Source organism: Mitsuaria chitosanitabida ATCC BAA-476 = NBRC 102408 (genome assembly GCF_001598255.1).
GTDB lineage: Bacteria > Pseudomonadota > Gammaproteobacteria > Burkholderiales > Burkholderiaceae_C > Roseateles > Roseateles chitosanitabidus.
This window is the reverse complement of sequence record NZ_BCYP01000018.1, coordinates 1-15,872: the sequence shown is the minus strand read 5'-3', so window position 1 is coordinate 15,872 and position 15,872 is coordinate 1. Positions and strand designations below refer to the sequence as shown.

Here is a 15,872-nt window from a genome sequence, read left to right as displayed (position 1 = left end):
TTCACTCGATCGTGACGTTCGCCGCCTTGACCAGCTTGCCGAAGCGCGCGGTCTCGTCGCGGATCTGCTGCGCCAGCTGGGCGCTGGTGCCCCCGGTGGGCTCGGCGCCGATGTCCAGCATGCGCTGCCGGAAGTCGGCCGACTGGATGATCTTCACCATCTCCGTGTTGAGCCGGGCCACCAGGTCCTTGGGCGTCGCCGCCGGCGCGAGCACGCCGAACCAGGTCCCGATGTCGAAGCCCTTCAGGCCGGCCTCCTCCAGCGTCGGCACGTCGGGCAGCGCGGACGAGCGCCTGGCCGTGGTCACCGCCAGCGCGCGCAGCTTGCCGGCCTTGATGTGCGGCAGCACCGGCGTCACCGTGTCGAAGGACATCTGGATCTGCCCGCCCAGCAGGTCGGTCGCGAGCGGGCCGCTGCCCTTGTAGGGCACGTGCAGCAGCACCGTGCCGGTGGCGTTCTGGAACTGCGTGCCGATCAGGTGCTGCGCGGTCCCGTTGCCGTTGGAGCCGTAGGTCATCCCGCCCGGCTGCGCCTTGATCATGGCCACCAGTTCCGCGACCGATCTGGCCGGCGTGGCCGCGGCGTTGACCACCAGCACGTTGGGCACCATCGCGATGCCGGTGATGGGCACGAAGTCCTTCTGGAAGTCGTAGGGCAGGCGCTTGTAGACACTGCTCGCGATGGTGTGGTGCACCGCGCCGACCAGCAGCGTGTAGCCATCGGGCTTGGCCTTGGCGACGTAGTCCGCGCCCAGGGTCGCGCCCGCGCCGGGCTTGCTCTCGACGATGACGGGCTGGCCCAGGCTCTGCTGGAGCTTGTCGGCCAGGGCGCGCGCCAGCACGTCGGTCGTGCCGCCTGCCGGGAAGGGCACGATCAGCGTGATGGGCTTGGCGGGCCAGCTGTCGGCGAAGGCCGGCGTCACGGCGGCGGAGGCCGCGAGCGCGGCGATCGCGGCGGCGCCGGCGATCAGCGCGCGGCGGGCGGCGTGGGGTCGGACTGCGGTCATCGTGGGTCTCCTGTCGCCGTCGAGCGGCCTTGTTGTATGGACGATGCGAGGTCGTGAGCAGTGCGGATCGGGTCGGGTCCCGAGGTCCCCGCCGCGAGGCGGGGGATGGCGTCGGCGCGGGCGGCCCGCGTCCGCGCGCGGCGCCGCCCGCGGCTTCAGTCGCCGGCGCGCAGCGCGGCGCGGACGGCCGCGGTCACGTCCGTCGTGCGGGCCTTGCCGCCGAGGTCGCCGGTGTGCAGCGCGGGATTGGCGGTGACGGCCTCGATGGCGCGCATCAGACGGCGCGCGGCGTCGTCCTCGCCCAGGTGTTCCAGCAGCATCACGGCCGACCAGAAGGTGCCGACCGGATTGGCCAGGCCTTGACCCATGATGTCGAAGGCCGACCCATGGATGGGCTCGAACATCGAGGGATAGCGGCGCTCCGGGTCGATGTTGCCGGTGGGCGCGATGCCCAGGCTGCCGGCCAGCGCCGCGGCCAGGTCGCTGAGGATGTCGGCGTGCAGGTTGGTCGCGACGAGGGTGTCCAGGCTGGCGGGCCGGTTGACCATGCGCGCGGTCGCCGCGTCGACGAGCTCCTTGCCCCAGGTCACGTCGGGGAACTCCGTCGCCACCTGGGCGGCGATCTCGTCCCACATCACCATCGCGTGGCGTTGCGCGTTGCTCTTGGTGACGACGGTCAGCAGCTTGCGCGGACGGGACTGCGCGAGCTTGAAGGCGAAGCGCATGATGCGCTCGACACCGGCGCGGGTCATGATGGACACGTCGGTCGCGGCCTCGATCGGATGCCCCTGATGGACGCGGCCGCCGACGCCCGCGTACTCGCCCTCGGAGTTCTCGCGGACGATGACCCAATCCAGATCCTGCGGCCCGCAGCGCTTGAGCGGCGCGTCGATGCCGGGCAGCACGCGGGTCGGGCGCACGTTGGCGTACTGGTCGAAGCCCTGGCAGATCTTCAGGCGCAGGCCCCACAGGGTGATGTGGTCGGGGATATCGGGATCGCCGGCGGAACCGAACAGGATCGCGTCCTTGTCGCGCAGCGCGTCCAGGCCATCGGCCGGCATCATCTCGCCGTGCTTCCGAAACCAGTCGCCGCCCCAGCCGAAGTCCTCGAACTCGAAGCGGAAGCGGTCGGTGGTGGCGGCCAGCGCCTCCAGCACCTCGCGGCCGGCGGGGATCACTTCCTTGCCGATGCCGTCTCCGGGGATGGTGGCGATGCGATAGGTCTTCATGGGGACTCCTGCGGTGATGCTCATGCGATGCGCGCCGGGCTCCGCTCTGACGGAACCCCTGAGGCGCGTGACCCGCGAGAGGCGGGCCGGAGCCCGGACTCTAGGAATCGGAGGCCCTGTCGGATCACGGCTAAAGTCAAAGCGCCGTTAACCTGAATTCAACAATCCCCCGGAGAATCCCCATGCCCGCTCGAGCCTCTCGTGCCGCCCGCCCGGCGCCCGCCGCCGCCTCGGGTCATGCCAGCCGCGATGGCGGTACGCCGTCGATCGCTCGCGCGGTGCCGCCGGCGCCGACGGCGCCAGCGATCTCTCCGGCCGATCTGGGCTTCTTCTCGACGCTGTGCGGCGCGGGCAGCCTCAGCGCCGCGGCGCGCGAGCTCGGCGTCTCGACGGCCGCGGTGAGCAAGCACCTGTCGCAGATGGAAGCGCGGCTGGGGGCGGCCTTGCTGACGCGCACGACACGGCGCATGAGCCTGACCTCGGAGGGCGAGCTCTACCTGGAGCACGCGCGTCGCATCCTCGGCGCGATCGACGATCTGCAGGAGTTGATGGGCGCGAGCGGCGCGACCGTCACCGGCCTGCTGCGGGTGAACGCGACGCTGGGCTTCGGTCGCACGCACATCGCGCCGCTGATCTCCAGCTTCGCGCGCCAGCATCCGCAGCTGGAGGTGCAGCTGCAGCTGTCCGTGAATCCGCCCCCGCTGCACGAGGACGCCTTCGACGTCTGCATCCGCTTCGGTCCGCCGCCGGACGCCCGCGTGATCGCCAAGCGCATCGCGCCGAACCGGCGACTGCTGTGCGCGTCGCCGGCCTACCTGGCGGCGAACGGCACACCGCGCACGCCGGCGGAACTGGCCGCCCATCGCTGCATCGGCATCCGCCAGGGGGAGGAAGCCTACGGGTTGTGGCGGCTCAGCGCCCGGCGTGGCCGCAAGACGGTCACCGAGTCGGTGAAGACGCGCGGCGCGCTGACCACCAACGACGGCGAGATCGCGGTGAACTGGGCCCTGGACGGCCACGGGATCCTGATGCGCGCCGAGTGGGACATCGCGCGCTACCTGGCCAGCGGTCGCCTGGTGGCGGTGCTGCCGGAATGGGCGACGCCCGATGCCGACATCTACGCGGTGTATCCGCAGCGCAGCCAAGGCACCGCGCGGGTGCGGCTGTTCGTCGAGCACCTGATCCAGGGACTGGGCGGGAAGAAGCGCTGAACGCGGGGTCGGGTACGCTCATCCCATGAGAATCGAGTCGCCCCCCTGGCTGGACCTGCCGGGCTTCGCTCTGCGTCAGATCGAGCGCGCCGACCGCCAAGCCTGGTACGACTACCTGAGCCGGCCGGAGGTCCACGCACGCACGAGCTGGAACTTGCGCCGGCCCGAGGATCTCGATCCGCTGTTCGACGCCTTCGAATCGACGCTCGCGGGCTCGCCTTGCCGGTTGGCCGTGGTCGACACGAACCACGACCGTCTGGCCGGAACCATCGGCTTCCACACGCTCTCGGAGGTCCATCGCAATGGCGAGATCGCCTACGACCTCGCGCCTGACTACTGGGGCCGCGGTCTGGCGACACGGCTTTGCGCCACGGTGACGCGGTGGTCCTTCGAGCGCCTGGGACTGATCCGCGTTCAGGGCACGGTGCTGGTCGGCAACGCTCCATCGGACCGCGTGCTGCTGAAATGCGGCTTCCAGCGCGAAGGCCTGCTGCGCTCGTTCCGCCTCGTGCGCGGCACGCCGGGCGACTTCACGCTCTACGCGCGATTGGCGACGGATCCCGTGCCGGCAACATGACCCACGCGACCTAGCGAAACCCCTTCCCACCTTGGCAGGATTCTTGAACCTGCCTGGGTGACGTAGATTCGCCGACCTCAGTTCCTTTGACGGCCCGCCTCCAGGGCCGACCATCGATGCACGGCTTGGGTCGCAAGGTGAATCGTGTCTTCCTGCTGGTGAGCGCCCTGGTGGCGGTCGGCATCGTGACCTGGTTGATCACCGGGAGCGCCACCACGCCCCGCGACGAGCCCTCGATGTCGGCTGCCGTCGGGCCCGCGATCCAGCGATCCGAGGATGCCGAGCCGCCGGCAAGCGCGGCAACCGCGAGGGACACCCGGGCTTCGGAAGCCTCGGCGCCACGCCCGTCGCCCGGCATCGCTGACGGCATGACCACGCAGGAGACCTACGCCTTCGTCGTGGAACAGCATCGGCGCCGGCAGCGCGGCAGCTTCGCCGTCGCCACCTATGTGCAGGACGCCTGCCGCGCGGGCATGGGCGCGTTGCTGCGCTACAGGGATCGCAGCTCGCCCGAGGCGATCCAGCGCAGACTCCAGCGCAGCACCGGCAGCGTCGAGCAGGGCGAGGCGCTTCAGGCCCGATATGCCCAACAGATGGAAGCCCGCTGCCGCCAGGTCGCCGCGGACGACGCCATCGACACCCCGCTGGCGGGCGACACCGACGGCGAGAAGCTCCACGACGTCAGGCGCAAGGGGATGACCCCGCAGAGGTCGATCGAGGCCTTTCTCCTTCTGGCGCAACAAGGCCAGTTGGCCGCGGGCCGAGAGTGGCTGATGTTCTGGCCCTACTTCGAAGGACAGCTCTTCAAGTCCGGCGACGACGTCGACGTGTACATCGCGGCGATGAACGTCGCGGCCTTCCGGGCGACCGCCGACCCGGCACGCGCCGACACGGATCTGCGCCTCATGGCCGGCTGTCTGTCCTACGGTGTCTGCGACGGAAGGATCGAGTCCGTCTGGTTCGGGGGATGGCCCGAGGGCTCCGACCGCCGCCTCCGGGCGGAGTCGCTGGCCGAGAGGCTCACGCGCGCCCTCGCGCGGAATGATCTCCCGTCCTTTCTGCCCCCGCTGCCCAACGGAAAGAAGTGGGCCGACGTGCTCGAGCGCCCCTGAGCTCAGCCGCGCTCGTTGCGCTTGCGCTCCCGCAGCATGAAGAGATAGAGCCCCTCGACCTTCTCGCGGGCCCAGGGCGTCTTGCGCAGGAACTTCAGGCTGGACTTGACGCTGGGCTCGAAGGCGAAGCAGCGCAGCGGGATGCGGTCGTCCAGCCCCTCCCAGCCGTACTCGTCGACCAGCGCGGTCACGATGGCTTCCAGCGTCATGCCGTGCAGGGGGTTGCGGGGCTGCGCTTGCGGCGGCGGGGCGGTATCGGTCATGGCGCGATTGTCCTCGCGAACCTGTCAGCCCACGGCATCACGCATCAACGCGGTGTCGGTCACGTAAGCCCTCGAGGCCCTCAACCACAGCGCCACCGTCGTGCCCTTCCCCATCTGGCTGGTGACGGACCATCGCGCGCCGAGCCCCGTCGCTCGCTCGCGCATCGCGGCCAGGCCCAGGTGGCCCGGGCGGCCGTCGACCAGCACCTCGGGCGCGATCCCGCGGCCGTCGTCGTCCAGCGTGACCCGCAGGCCCCACCAGCCGTAGCGCAGGCTCAGCGTCATCCGCGCCGCGCCGGCATGGCGGAACGCGTTCAGCAGCGCCTCGCCGAAGATCATCCGCAGCTCCTCGCGCACCTCCGGCTTCAAGGGCCGCTCGCGGCCGTCGACCACCACGCGGCACTCGCCGTCGTAGTCGCGCGCCAGCTGCGACGCCACGTCTTCCAGGTCCCGCGACAGGCTGCCGCCGGCCTCGGGCGAGCCGCGCAGCGCCATCACCCGGCGCCGGCTCTCGTCGAGCACCTCGTCCGCCAGGGCCAGGTCTTGCGCCATCGCGGCGCGCGCGGGGTGGTCCGCCGGCAGACGCGCCGCGTTGGCCTCGAAGCGCAGGATCAAGCCTTGCACGCCCTGCAGCAGCGTGTCGTGCAGCTCGCGCGCGATGCGCTCGCGCTCGGCCAGCCGGGTGCGCAGCTTCTCGCGCGCGGCGTTCGCGGCCTGCCGCATCCGCAGGCGGTGCAGCACCCAGATCAGTGCCGCGGCCGCCAGCACGCAAGCCGCGCGGAACCACAGCGTCTGGTAGAAGGCCGCGGGAATCTCGATCAGCTGCGTGGCCTCCTCGGCCGCCGGCACGCCGTCGTTGTTGAAGGCTTGCACGCGGAAGGTGTACCGGCCGGGCCCGAGGTTGGTGTACATCGTCTCGCGGCGCGTCGTCGTGTCGCGCCAGCCGCGATCCATGCCCTCGAGCCGGTAGCGGAAGCGCACCCGCTCCGGGATCGACAGGCTCGCCGCCGAGAAGCGCAGCTCCAGCATCGAGCTGTTGATCGGCAGCCGCAGCGGCGCGCCGGCGGGGTATTCGACGCCATCGGCCCGCACGCCCGTGACGCGCGCGACCGGCGCCACCGGATTGCGGCGCGGATGCCGCGGATCCAGCCAGGCCACGCCGGTGATGCCCGCGAACCAGAGCCGCCCATCCGCCGCCTCCACCACGCTGGGCTGCGGCCAGAACGAGGTCGCGCTGACGGGATAGCCCTCGAGCGCGTCGATCAGCACATGGCGCAACGGGCGTCGCGGATCGGCGAGGAAGGCATCGAGATCGGCCTTCGTCACCTGCACGGCCCCCTTGCGGCCGTTGAGCCAGAGGTCGCCGTTCGCCGTCTCCACGATGCCGGACACGCCCGTCAGCGCATCGGCGGAATCGACCATGAGCGGCACGAAGCGGTCGCCCCGCAGCACGTCGACGCCGCGATCGCCGGCCACCAGCACGCGCGTCCGTCCCGCGTGGACGAGGAAGGGGTCGCCGACGTCGACGCCCTCGGCCGGTCCCAGGCGGCGCAGCGCGCCGTCCTTCAGGCGCAGCACGCGGTTGTCCTTGAGCCCCAACCACACCGCGCCGTCGGGCGCGACCGCCATCGCCGCCTCGATCGGTCCGGTCTCGCCCGGCACCGTCAGCGGCTGCCAGACGCCGTCCTCGAAGCGCTGCACGCCGAGCTTCTGGAACGAGGCCAGCACGCCCTGCCCGTGCGCCGCGAGGCCCAGCACCCAGCGCCCCTGCGCGCCGACGGGCCGCGGCAGCTCGACCCAGCGCTCGCCCTCCCGGCGCCACAGGCCGGTGGAGCCGCCCATCAGCAGGCGGCCCTGCGCATCGCGGCCGACCGCGGTGACCTGCGCCTCCGGCGCCGGCAGGCGGGTCGCCTCGCCGACGCCGCTCAGGCGCCACTTGGAGTAGGCCCCGGTCGCGGACGCCGCCGCCCAGACACTGCCGTCGGGCTCCGCGGCGAGCGCGTAGTTGCTGGTGCCGCGCGGCAGCGCGGCGGGCACCAGCGCCGCGCGCCGGAACCGGTCGAGGCCGGTCTTGGTCGCGACCCACAGGTTGCCCTCGACGTCCTCCATCATCGTCATGCCGAAGTCGCCGCTCAGGCCCTCCGCGGCGCCCATGCGCTCGGTGGGCTCGGGAAGGGCGATGGGGTCCGTGCCGGCGACCGCCGCGCGGTCGGTCGACGAGATCGGCAGCGTCCGCCGGCACAGCCCCGCGGGGCAGAACAGCGACCACAGGTTGCCGCCGCGGTCGATCCAGGTCGGCGACGAGCGTCGCGCGGCCCAGGACAGCCCCGGCAGCATCGGTGCGCGCGACACCTCGGGCAGCCGCCGCGCCGTCTTCGCGTCGACGATCCAGGCCTGGCCGTCCACCACCGGCAGGCTGCGCGCGTCGGTGCAATCACCGACCGTCTGGAAGCTGGCCGCGCCACGGGGCAGGGCCTGCAGCAGCCGGTCCCGCGCGCACACCCACACGGTGCCGCGCCCGTCGACGACCAGACCGCCCAGCGGCATGCCGCCGAAGCCGGGCAGTTCGTCGGCCCGCGCCCAGCGCTGACCGTCAAAACGGAAGAAGGCGGACTCGCCGCCCACCCAGATGCGCCCCTCGGCGTCCTCGGACAGATAGCGCAGCCGCTGCGCGGTCACCGGCTCGGATTCGGGCACCTGCCACACCTGACCCTGGCGGATGCGCACCAGCCCGCGCGGCAGGAAGCTCACCCACAGGTCACCGTTGGACGCCGCCATCACGCGCAACACCGCGCCCGCCGGGAACGGTGTCGAGCGGGACGCCGGGAAGCGCTCGAAGCGCACGCCGTCGAAGCGCAGCAGCCCGCCGGGGCCGCCCATCCAGATCTGGCCGTCGGTCGACTGGGTCATGGCCCAGGTCTCGGTCGGCGCGCCGTCGGCGGCCGTCCAGGCGCGGTGCTGGAACTGGTTCAGGCGCAGGTCCGCGTCCAGCGCCCAGGCCGGCGGGGCGAAGGCCGCCCACAGCAGCACCCACGTCGCGAGCAGGCGCGGCATCAGGGTCGAACGGGAGGGAACGGGCGTCATCGGCTCGGGAGGAAAGTCGCGCGGACGCTAACAGAACTTCAGAGGGCCGCGGTCGAGGAATAACTCTTTCGAGGGAGGTCCTGGCCACCGGCGACGACCGGGGCGCGGGCGCTGCGGCTACGCTTCGGGGTCCGCGGTCCGGCCGATCGCGTCCCTTGCCCCTGCCACGAGCGTGACCGAATCTCCCCTGCCCCAGCGACCCATCACCGTGATGGCCGTCGACGACCATGCGCTGATGCGCAGCGGCATCGCCACCGTCGTCGACGCCGAACCGGACCTGCGCATGGTCGCCGAGGCGGGCAACGGCCTGGACGCGTTGGCGCGCTTCCGCCAGCACCAGCCCGACGTCACGCTGATGGACCTGCGCATGCGGGACATGGACGGCATCGAGGCGATGGCCGCCATCCGGCGGGAGTTCCCCGACGCGCGCATCGTGATCCTCACCACCTTCCCGGGCGACTTCCAGGCCGCGCGGGCGATGAAGGCCGGGGCCTCGGGCTATCTGCTCAAGGGTCTGCTGCGCACCGAGCTGGTGGACACCATCCGCGGCGTGCACGCCGGGCGATTGATGGTCCCGCCCGAGATCGAGTCGGCGATCGCCGAGCACGCCAACACCCGCACGCTGTCGCTGCGCGAGACGCAGGTGCTGCGCCTGGTCGCGACGGGCCTGGCCAACCGCGAGGTGGCCGAGCACCTGTCGCTGACCGAGGAGACGGTCAAGGTCCACATCCGGACCATCCTGGGCAAGCTCTCGGCGAAGGACCGCACGCATGCGGTCACGATCGCGATCAAGCGCGGGATCATCGAGCTCTGATCCCTCGGACGTCGATCCCGCGCTGACCGGATCAACTCACGTCGAACGACACCTCGATGTTCCCGCGCGTGGCGTGGGAGTACGGGCACAGCTGATGCGCGCCGTCGACCAGGGCCCACTTCTGCGCCTCGGTCAGCCCGGGCAGCTTGACGTGCAGCCGGGCGGCGAGGGCGAAGCCGCCGTCCGCCGTCGTGCCCAGCGTGACCTCGGCCTCGATGGACGCGTTGTCGGGCACGCGGACGTTGTCGGCGGTCTTCACGCGGCGCATCGCGCCCATGAAGCAGGCCGAGTAGCCGACCGCGAAGAGCTGCTCCGGATTCGTGCCCTTGCCGCCGCCACCCGGCGTGCTGAGCCGGACGTCGAGCGCGCCGTCGCTGGAGACGCCCTGGCCCTCGCGGCCGCCGGTGGTCAGGGTGGTGGCGGTGTACAGGGGTTTCTCGATGATGCGGGTCATGGGGGATCTCCTCTCACCACTTGCTGATGTCGATGATGGCCTTGGCGAACTCGGCCGGGGCTTCCTGCGGCAGGTTGTGACCGATGCCGCCGCCCAGGTTGCGGTGCTCGTACTTGCCCTTGAAGCGCGAGGCGTAGGCCGCCGGCGCCGGATGGGGCGCGCCGTTGGCGTCGCCTTCCAGCGTGATGGACGGCAGCGACACCGACTGCACCTGCGCCAGGCGCGCCTCGAGCGCGTCGTACTGCGGATCCCCGTCGGCCGCGGCGATGCGCCAGCGGTAGTTGTGCACCGCCACCGCGACCTGGTCCGGATTGACCAGGCTGGCCGCGGCGCGATCGAAGGTGGCGTCGTCGAAGTTCCACTTCGGCGAGGCCTGGCGCCAGATGAAGCGCGCGAACTCCTTGAGGTTCTTCTCGTAGCCGATGCGGCCGCGCTCGGTGGCGAAGTAGTACTGGTACCACCACGAGAACTCGTCGGCCGGCGACAGCGGCGTCAGCGCGGTGGCGCGGTTCAGCACCAGGAAGCCGCTGACCGACACCAGGGCCAGGCAGCGCTCCGGCCACAGCGCGGAGACCACGCAGGCATTGCGCGCGCCCCAGTCGCAGCCGGCCATGATCGCGCGGCCGATGCCCAGCGCGTCCATCAGCGCGATGGTGTCGGCGGCCAGCGCGGTCTGCTGGCCCGAGCGCGGCGTCGCGTCGGACAGGAAGCGCGTGGAGCCGTAGCCGCGCAGGTGCGGCACGATCACGCGGAAGCCCTGCGCGGCCAGCAGCGGCGCGACCTCCTCGTAGGTGTGGATGTCGTAGGGCCAGCCGTGGAAGAGCATCACCGGCGTGCCGTCGCGCGGGCCGAGCTCGACGTAGCCGACGTCGAGCAGGCCGGCCTTGATCTGGCGCACGGGACCGAAGGCCGCGCGGCCGGTGGCCGCGGTGGCGGCGAGCGCGCCGCCGGCGAGGCCGGACAGGGCCAGGCCGGCGCCAGCGGCGGCGGCCAGCGACAGGAAGTCGCGGCGGGAGGATTCATTCGTCATGAGGATCTCCTGGAAGAACGGGGACTGCTGGCGGGAAGGCGGCCCGCGGCGATCGGGGGACGTGACGGCCGCCGCGGGCGCGTCGCTCACTGGGCGTCGCGGGCGGCGGTCTCGATCAGCGCGGCGACTTCATGCGCATGGCTGACCATGACCACGTGCGACGCGTTGCGGACCACGACGGTCTTGCGCGCGTGGGCGCGCTCGGCCATCCAGGCCATCGCGGCGGGCGGGATGTTCTTGTCGGCGCTGCCGTAGACGTAGTAGGTCGGCAGGTCCTTCCACGCGGTGCCCTGGCTGGGCTCCTTCAGCGCGGCCTCGGCCACCGGACGCTGGCCCACGGCCATCAGGCGCGCGGCGTCGGGCTTGACGTCGGCGGCGAACTGGTCGCGGAACTTGTCCTGGTCGATGTACAGGTCCACGCCGCCCTCGGGCAGCGGCACCGGCGCGGCAAGCGCGCCGCCCAGCGTGCCGCCGGGGAACTTGCCGGCCAGCTCGACGACGGATTCACCGGTCTCCGGCGCGAAGGCCGACACGTAGACCAGGGCCTTCACCTTGGATTGGCCCACCGCGGCGTTGCTGATCACCGAGCCCCCGTAGGAATGGCCGACCAGCACGACCGGGCCGGCGATCTTGTCGATGACCGACGCGGCATAGCGCGCGTCGCCGGAGACGCTGCGCAGCGGGTTGGCCACGGCGACCACGGGATAGCCCTTGCCGCGCAGCTCGCCGGCGACGCCGTTCCAGCTGGACGAATCGGCGAAGGCGCCGTGCACCAGCACGATGGTGGGCTTGGCGCCCGCGGTCGAGGCGGACGGCGCGTCCTTGGCCAGGGCCGGCGCGGCGATCGCGAAGGCGGCCAGCGCGGACAGGGAGAGCGTGCGGAGGATGCGTTTGGACATGGAAGTCTCTGAGGTGATGGTGTCCCGCCATCAGAGCAGCCGCCCTCGCCCGGGAGAATTGAACGAGCGGCCTGCGGCGCTCATACCTTGGTTTCGGATGTCGCGCGGCATCCGCACATGGACGCGGGCCGCACGGCCGGGCGCGCGCCGCGCGATCCCCCGATTGCCGGAAGTCATGGCCCTGCGTATCATTCGCTGCATTCATGTAGTGTCCGCTACATGAAATCAACCTCCGGCGCGGCGATCCCGCACCGGGACGGAGATCGCGGCCATGGGGGCGCGCTCCGTGGACCGGAACATTCATGGCCCAGACGAAGCAGACCAAGACGGCGCGCGGCACCGGCGTGCGCGAGGCCGCCGCGCAGGCGACCCGCGACAGCATCCTCAAGGCGGCGACCAAGGTGTTCGCCCGGTACGGCTACGACGGCGGCAGCATCGAGAAGATCTCCAGCTCCGCGAAGACGCACGACCGGATGATCTACTACTACTTCGGCAGCAAGGAGGGCCTGTTCATCGCGGTGCTGGAAGGCATCTACCAGCGCATGGACGAGGCCGAGGCCAAGTGCGTCGCCGACCCCGAGGACCCGGTCGAGGCGCTGAACACGGTGATCCGCTTCAAGATCGACTACTACCGGCGGCACCCGGAGTTCGTGAACCTGCTCAACACGGAGAACCTGCTCAAGGGCAAGCACGTGCAGAAGTCGGACAAGGCGACGGAGTACTCCTCGCACGCGGTGCGGCTGATCGACCGCATCCTGGGCACCGGCGCGGAACGCGGCCTGTTCCGGTCCGGGCTCAACGCGCGCGACGTCTATCTGCTGATCGTCTCGGCGTCCTACTTCTTCACCTCCAACCGATACACGATGTCGGCCTTCCTGGGCGATTCCATCGACAACGGCGTCGCCACCGAGCAGTGGGAAGCCTTCGTCATCGACAGCCTGCAGCGCGTGGTGAGGGCCGATCCGGCCTGAACCGCGTTTCTCGCCGCACCTCAAGGTCCCGATCAGGGCCGCGCGCCCGTCGCGCGAGCGCGCGGCAGCGCGCACACGCCGCGCCCCGCCGCCCGGCCGTCTTACCTCGTTCGAGGTAGGCCGAGGCGCCATGGCCCCTCGGCGGCGCGGCGGCGTGCACCGTCCGCCATCCTCGACTTGTAGGATCGCCCGCACGGCCTCCAGAACCACACCTCCCCTCGGCGTCATGCGCCCGCCAGGCGGCATCGCCCGCGGCGCGTCATGAGGACCGGGACCGGCCGCTTGCCTCGATGAACTACCTTCGCGCCCACACCCTCGACGAGGCGCTGGCCGAGCTCGCGCGCCTTCCGCGGCGCGTGATCTGCGGCGGCACCGATGTCTACGCCGATCCCGCCGCGCCGGTCGCGGCCTCGGCGTGGCTGGACATCGGGCGCGTGGAGGCGCTGCGAGACATCGCGCGGGTCGGCGGTCAGCTGCGCATCGGCGCGGCCGTGACCTGGGAGGCGCTGGCGCGGTCGCCGCTGACGCCGACGGTGCTGCGCGAGGCGGCGGACCAGGTCGGCTCGCGGCAGATCCGGGTGCAGGGCTCGCTGGGCGGCAACCTCTGCCACGCCTCGCCCATCGCCGACGGCGTGCCGCCGCTGCTCGTGCTGGACGCGCAGGTCGAGCTCGCGAGCACCGCCGGCTCGCGTCGCCTGCGGCTCGATGAGTTCCTGCTGGGCCGGCGCCGCACGGCGCTGCGACCGGACGAGCTGCTCACCGCGGTGCTCGTGCCCGTGCCCGTCCCTGCGGGGTCCATATGGCCAGTCGCCGCATCGCGTGTCGCAGCGCCGCCGCTCGCCGGATCGCCAACCGCCGCATCGCCGGTCGCCACGTCGCCTCTCGCCGCATCGCCGGTCGCCACGTCGCTTCTCGCCGCGACGCCGCTCGCCGCGTCGCCGTCGACCGAGCGCGGTGCCTTCATCAAGTGCGCGAACCGCGACGGCACCGCCCTGGCGGTGGTGTCGGCCGCGCTCCTCCTGCGCCGGAACGACCGCGGCCTGCCCGCTCGCGCGGCGATCGCGATCGGCGGCGCGTCCGACGTGCCGGTGCGGCTGCGCGGCCTGGAAGCGCTGTTCGAGGGCATCCGCCCCGCCGATCTGCCGCGCCTCATCCGCGAGACGCCGCTGCCGGAGCTCGCGCCCATCGACGATCACCGCGGCAGCGCCGCGCTGCGACGGCATCTGGTGCGCGTCGCCATCGAGCGCGCGCTCGCCCGCGTGCTCGCGCCCTGCCCGCCGGAGGTGGCCCATGCCGCAGCCTTCTGAGGGCATCGCTCCGGCGGATCGCGCCGAATGGACGGACATCAACGGCACGCGTCGGCCGCTGCCGGCCGATCTCTCCCGCACCGCCGTGGCCTTCCTGCGTGACGACCTCGGCCTGACCGGCACCAAGGTCGGCTGCGGTCAGGGCGATTGCGGCAGCTGCACCGTGGTGGTCGACGGCGAGCCGCGCTACGCCTGCATCACGCCGGTGGCGCAACTGGCCGGCCGGCAGGTGCTCACCGTCGAAGGCCTGGCCGAGCGCAGTCCCTGCGGCGCGCGGCTGCAGCAGGCCTTCCTCGCGCACCAGGCGGTGCAGTGCGGCTTCTGCATCCCGGCCATGCTGACGGCCGCGACCGCGGCCATCGACGCAGGCCGCGTGACCGATCGCGCCAGCGCCTGCGCGGCCATCGACGGCGTCCTGTGCCGCTGTACCGGCTATCGCAAGATCGTCGACGCGGTCGTCGAGGTCGCCACCGGGGCGACGCCACGTCCGCTCACGCCACCGCCCGAGACCGGCCTCAACGTCGGCCAGCCGCTGACGCGCCTGGACGGCCCCTGCAAGGTCGACGGCAGCCAGCACTTCGGCGCGGACGGCATCCCGCCGGACGCCCTCTTCCTGCGCGCGGTCCGCAGCCCGCATCACCGCGCGCGCTTCGTGCTCGGCGACCTGGACGCCTACGTGCGCGAGCACCCAGGTCTGGTCCGCGTGTTCACCCATGCCGACGTGCCCGGCCGCAACCTCCACGGCATCGCGCCCGCCTATGCGGACCAGCCCGTGCTGGCCGAGCACGAGACCCGCCACCATCTCGAGGCCGTCGCCCTGATCGCCGGCGAGCGCGACGCGGTCGCCGCGCTGGACCTCGCGGACTTCCCGGTCCTCTGGACGCCGCTGCCCGCCGTCTTCAGCGTCGAGGACGCGGCGCGACCGGACAGCCCGCAGCTGCACGCGAACCGCGCCGGCAACCAGCTGATCGAGGGCCGCGTGTCGCGCGGCGACGCCGCGGCCGCGATCCGCGAGGCGACGCACGTGGTCAGCGGTCGCTTCAGCTCCAGCTTCGTCGAGCATGCCTACCTGGAGCCCGAGGCCGGCTGGGCGCGGCGCGTCGGCGACACGATCGAGGTGCACTCCCCGACGCAGGCGCCGCATCCGCATCGCGAGGACCTCGCGCGCGTGATAGGCGTCGTGCCCGAGCGCATCCGCGTCGTGCCCACCGCGGTGGGCGGCGGCTTCGGCGGCAAGCTCGACATGACGGTGCAGCCGCTGCTCGCGGTCGCGGCCTGGCACCTGGACCGCCCCGTCGGCCTGGTCTTCACGCGCGAGGAGTCGATGGCCACCTCGACCAAGCGCCATCCCGCACGGATCGAGTCGACGCTCGCGGCCGACGAGCACGGATTCCTGCGCGCCGTCGCGTTCGAGGGCGACTACAACACCGGCGCCTACGCGTCCTGGGGCACGGCCGTCGCCAACCGCGTGCCGGTGCATGCGGGCGGTCCCTACCGCGTGCCGCACTACGCGGCGCGGGCCCGCGCCATCCACACGCACATCACGCCGGCCGGCGCCTTCCGCGGCTTCGGCGTGCCGCAGACGACGATGTCGCAGGAGCAGCTGATCGACGAGCTGGCGCTGCATGGGGGATGGGACCCGCTGGAGTTCCGCGCCCGCAACGCGCTGCGACCGGGCGATTCGCTGCCCACCGGGCAGGTGCTCGACGAGAGCGTCGGCATGGTCGCCTGCCTCGACGCGCTGCGCCCGCATTGGATCGCCGCGCGCGAGCGCGCCCGTGCCCGCAACGAGGCGGCGGCTCCGCGGCCGCCATCGCAGCAGCAACGCCAGCATCAGCATCAGCATCAGCATCAGCATCAGCATCAGCATCAGCATCAGCATCAGCATCAGCATCAGCATCAGCATCAGCATCAG

The 15,872-nt window shown here is 72.0% G+C and carries 14 protein-coding genes; 7 read left to right on the top strand and 7 right to left on the bottom strand.

The window, feature by feature from the left end:
• Position 1: 1 nt before the first annotated feature.
• Positions 2-1,006, bottom strand: a complete 1,005-nt coding sequence (locus tag MCHT01_RS10970; RefSeq protein ID WP_067065388.1) for a Bug family tripartite tricarboxylate transporter substrate binding protein — start codon at positions 1,004-1,006, stop codon at positions 2-4.
• Positions 1,007-1,161: 155 nt separating this feature from the next.
• Complete coding sequence (locus MCHT01_RS10965; RefSeq protein WP_067065387.1) at positions 1,162-2,235, bottom strand: tartrate dehydrogenase; 1,074 nt, start codon at positions 2,233-2,235, stop codon at positions 1,162-1,164.
• A gap of 182 nt (positions 2,236-2,417) precedes the next feature.
• Between MCHT01_RS10965 and MCHT01_RS10960 the strand changes: the two genes are divergently transcribed.
• The 3 genes from MCHT01_RS10960 to MCHT01_RS10950 all read left to right on the top strand — a co-directional run bounded on the left by MCHT01_RS10960 (position 2,418) and on the right by MCHT01_RS10950 (position 5,135).
• On the top strand, positions 2,418-3,446 hold the full coding sequence (locus MCHT01_RS10960; protein ID WP_084452395.1) for a LysR family transcriptional regulator: 1,029 nt from the start codon (positions 2,418-2,420) through the stop codon (positions 3,444-3,446).
• Between the two features lie 25 nt (positions 3,447-3,471).
• Positions 3,472-4,023, top strand: coding sequence for a GNAT family N-acetyltransferase (locus MCHT01_RS10955; RefSeq protein ID WP_067065385.1), 552 nt, complete (start codon positions 3,472-3,474; stop codon positions 4,021-4,023).
• Positions 4,024-4,193: 170 nt separating this feature from the next.
• Entirely contained in the window at positions 4,194-5,135 is a 942-nt protein-coding gene (locus MCHT01_RS10950; RefSeq protein ID WP_148661489.1) for a hypothetical protein, read from the top strand.
• Between the two features lie 2 nt (positions 5,136-5,137).
• Here MCHT01_RS10950 and MCHT01_RS10945 read toward each other — a convergent pair whose 3' ends face one another.
• Complete coding sequence (locus tag MCHT01_RS10945; RefSeq protein ID WP_067065383.1) at positions 5,138-5,398, bottom strand: VF530 family protein; 261 nt, start codon at positions 5,396-5,398, stop codon at positions 5,138-5,140.
• A gap of 24 nt (positions 5,399-5,422) precedes the next feature.
• A complete protein-coding gene (locus MCHT01_RS10940; protein WP_084452393.1) occupies positions 5,423-8,482 on the bottom strand; it encodes a sensor histidine kinase in 3,060 nt (1,019 codons plus the stop codon).
• A 172-nt stretch (positions 8,483-8,654) separates the two neighbouring features.
• Between MCHT01_RS10940 and MCHT01_RS10935 the strand changes: the two genes are divergently transcribed.
• The gene (locus MCHT01_RS10935; RefSeq protein WP_245643224.1) at positions 8,655-9,296 is read left to right on the top strand and encodes a response regulator; all 642 of its coding nucleotides are present in this window, start codon (positions 8,655-8,657) and stop codon (positions 9,294-9,296) included.
• Positions 9,297-9,327: 31 nt separating this feature from the next.
• On the opposite strand, the gene MCHT01_RS10930 is transcribed toward MCHT01_RS10935, so the two are convergent.
• The 3 genes from MCHT01_RS10930 to MCHT01_RS10920 form a co-directional block, all read right to left on the bottom strand.
• Positions 9,328-9,750 carry an organic hydroperoxide resistance protein gene (locus tag MCHT01_RS10930; protein ID WP_067065380.1) on the bottom strand — a complete coding sequence of 141 codons (423 nt, stop codon included), beginning with the start codon at positions 9,748-9,750 and terminating at the stop codon, positions 9,328-9,330.
• A gap of 13 nt (positions 9,751-9,763) precedes the next feature.
• Positions 9,764-10,780: an alpha/beta fold hydrolase gene (locus MCHT01_RS10925; protein WP_067065379.1), complete on the bottom strand. Its 1,017-nt coding sequence runs from the start codon at positions 10,778-10,780 to the stop codon at positions 9,764-9,766.
• An 86-nt stretch (positions 10,781-10,866) separates the two neighbouring features.
• The gene (locus MCHT01_RS10920) at positions 10,867-11,679 is read right to left on the bottom strand and encodes an alpha/beta fold hydrolase (protein WP_067065378.1); all 813 of its coding nucleotides are present in this window, start codon (positions 11,677-11,679) and stop codon (positions 10,867-10,869) included.
• Positions 11,680-11,981: 302 nt separating this feature from the next.
• On the opposite strand from MCHT01_RS10920, the gene MCHT01_RS10915 reads away from it, so the two are divergent.
• The 3 genes from MCHT01_RS10915 to MCHT01_RS10905 all read left to right on the top strand — a co-directional run.
• The gene (locus tag MCHT01_RS10915) at positions 11,982-12,650 is read left to right on the top strand and encodes a TetR/AcrR family transcriptional regulator (RefSeq protein WP_067065377.1); all 669 of its coding nucleotides are present in this window, start codon (positions 11,982-11,984) and stop codon (positions 12,648-12,650) included.
• Between the two features lie 290 nt (positions 12,651-12,940).
• On the top strand, positions 12,941-13,957 hold the full coding sequence (locus MCHT01_RS10910) for an FAD binding domain-containing protein (protein ID WP_067065376.1): 1,017 nt from the start codon (positions 12,941-12,943) through the stop codon (positions 13,955-13,957).
• On the top strand, positions 13,941-15,872 hold a 1,932-nt coding region (locus tag MCHT01_RS10905; RefSeq protein ID WP_148661488.1), incomplete at its 3' end, for a molybdopterin cofactor-binding domain-containing protein. The genes MCHT01_RS10910 and MCHT01_RS10905, both read left to right, overlap by 17 nt.

Coding starts and splice junctions, on each gene's coding strand:
- MCHT01_RS10920 (WP_067065378.1), bottom strand. CDS start 11,679: ATGTCCAAACGCATCCTCCGCACGCTCTCCCTGTCCGCGCTGGCCGCC.
- MCHT01_RS10910 (WP_067065376.1), top strand. CDS start 12,941: ATGAACTACCTTCGCGCCCACACCCTCGACGAGGCGCTGGCCGAGCTC.
- MCHT01_RS10945 (WP_067065383.1), bottom strand. CDS start 5,398: ATGACCGATACCGCCCCGCCGCCGCAAGCGCAGCCCCGCAACCCCCTG.
- MCHT01_RS10965 (WP_067065387.1), bottom strand. CDS start 2,235: ATGAAGACCTATCGCATCGCCACCATCCCCGGAGACGGCATCGGCAAG.
- MCHT01_RS10955 (WP_067065385.1), top strand. CDS start 3,472: ATGAGAATCGAGTCGCCCCCCTGGCTGGACCTGCCGGGCTTCGCTCTG.
- MCHT01_RS10930 (WP_067065380.1), bottom strand. CDS start 9,750: ATGACCCGCATCATCGAGAAACCCCTGTACACCGCCACCACCCTGACC.
- MCHT01_RS10940 (WP_084452393.1), bottom strand. CDS start 8,482: ATGACGCCCGTTCCCTCCCGTTCGACCCTGATGCCGCGCCTGCTCGCG.
- MCHT01_RS10970 (WP_067065388.1), bottom strand. CDS start 1,006: ATGACCGCAGTCCGACCCCACGCCGCCCGCCGCGCGCTGATCGCCGGC.
- MCHT01_RS10915 (WP_067065377.1), top strand. CDS start 11,982: ATGGCCCAGACGAAGCAGACCAAGACGGCGCGCGGCACCGGCGTGCGC.
- MCHT01_RS10960 (WP_084452395.1), top strand. CDS start 2,418: ATGCCCGCTCGAGCCTCTCGTGCCGCCCGCCCGGCGCCCGCCGCCGCC.
- MCHT01_RS10925 (WP_067065379.1), bottom strand. CDS start 10,780: ATGACGAATGAATCCTCCCGCCGCGACTTCCTGTCGCTGGCCGCCGCC.